This is a genomic window from Thermoflavimicrobium dichotomicum (assembly GCF_900114055.1).
GTDB lineage: Bacteria > Bacillota > Bacilli > Thermoactinomycetales > Thermoactinomycetaceae > Thermoflavimicrobium > Thermoflavimicrobium dichotomicum.
Window position 1 is genome coordinate 1 of record NZ_FORR01000067.1, and the last position, 1,280, is coordinate 1,280.

3 protein-coding genes are annotated in these 1,280 nt (G+C 46.5%); all 3 read right to left on the minus strand.

Going from position 1 to position 1,280, the window contains the following annotated elements; genetic code table 11:
- Positions 1 to 16: 16 nt before the first annotated feature.
- Positions 17 to 382: a nitrile hydratase accessory protein gene (locus BMZ78_RS18380; RefSeq protein ID WP_093231812.1), complete on the minus strand. Its 366-nt coding sequence runs from the start codon at positions 380 to 382 to the stop codon at positions 17 to 19.
- A gap of 10 nt (positions 383 to 392) precedes the next feature.
- Entirely contained in the window at positions 393 to 1,037 is a 645-nt protein-coding gene (gene nthA / locus BMZ78_RS18385) for a nitrile hydratase subunit alpha (RefSeq protein ID WP_093231813.1), read from the minus strand.
- A gap of 24 nt (positions 1,038 to 1,061) precedes the next feature.
- Positions 1,062 to 1,280, minus strand: a 219-nt coding sequence (locus BMZ78_RS18390; protein ID WP_139203379.1) for an SH3-like domain-containing protein, incomplete at its 5' end; no start/stop codon positions are given.

Genomic DNA, 1,280 nt, shown 5'->3' on the forward strand with positions numbered 1-1,280 from the left:
GTTACATGCTTTTTTATTAAAAAACCTCATCTCGTTGCCCAGTGAGAAATTCGTTGGCCCGGGTATCAATGTCGCGCTTGTCCAACATTCCTGTTTCCACCACGAGTCGCTCCAAGGCTTTTAGCCAATGCTCATAGTAGTTCCAGGAATCTTCATCCTTATTCTCAGAGTTCTCCCACTTGGCGATCTCCTCGATCAAGCGATCTCGGAAATCATCCCATGAGGTATAATGCTTTTCCTCGTACAACGCAAGAGCTACACCAAAAGCGCGGCTTTCCCAAGGCTCTTGGAATTGTAATTCTCCGTTTTTCCTGGGCGGTGCGGCTTCCTCAGGCATATACGCAAGTATGGAACCAGTAGAATTAGTCTCACAGTTTTTCATGGGTTACCTCCTATCGCACAGCAGCCTTAGGTGGCTCTACTACGGCGACACCAATCATGGAATCTCGAGTAACGAGTTTTGCAAGTTCTTCCTCCGTCATTCCTTCCGTACCCGCAGGTCTTTGCGGCAATACCATAAATCGTATTTCTGAACTGCTGTCCCATACCCGAATTTCGACTGTATCAGGCAAATCTAAACCGAAATCTTCTTTAAGTACCTTTCTTGGCTCTTTGACAATCCGAGACCGGTAGGCCGGTTCTTTGTACCATGAAGGCGGTAAACCAAGCAAGGGCCAAGGATAGCATGAACATAGGGTGCAGACTACCACATTGTGTACAGTGTCCGTATTTTCCACTACTCTGATATGTTCTCCCTGCAAACCAAAATATCCGAGTTCTTTTAATACCGTCTCTGAATCCTCCAGCAATCTTTGTTTGAACTCGGGATCTGTCCAGGCCTTGGCAACGACCTTGGCTCCGTGCATGGGTCCAAGCTCATGTTCATAGTGATGGATAACCCTGTCGATCGCATCAGTGGAAAGGAGCCCTTTCTCGATAAGGAGTGATGCGATAGCGTTTGCACGTGCCTCCCAAAACGATTGCGGACGTGGATGGTGATGTGGGAATCGGGGATCTACTTTATGATTTTCAGCCATAATGAACTCCTCCTTTATAAACGATTAGTTTGACACAGGTTCCAGATAACTTTCCCAAAGATCGACATAAACAGCATCTTTCTCTTTGACTCCCCACAACTCTTCGGCTTCAAAACGTACGCGATAGAGATATTGCGGGTTTTCTCCTCTTCTATGAGCAGCATCATCAGGGAAAACATGGGCTCCATATATTTCATCGATGACACCATACTTGTCACGGGTGTAACGTGGGAATCTTGTATG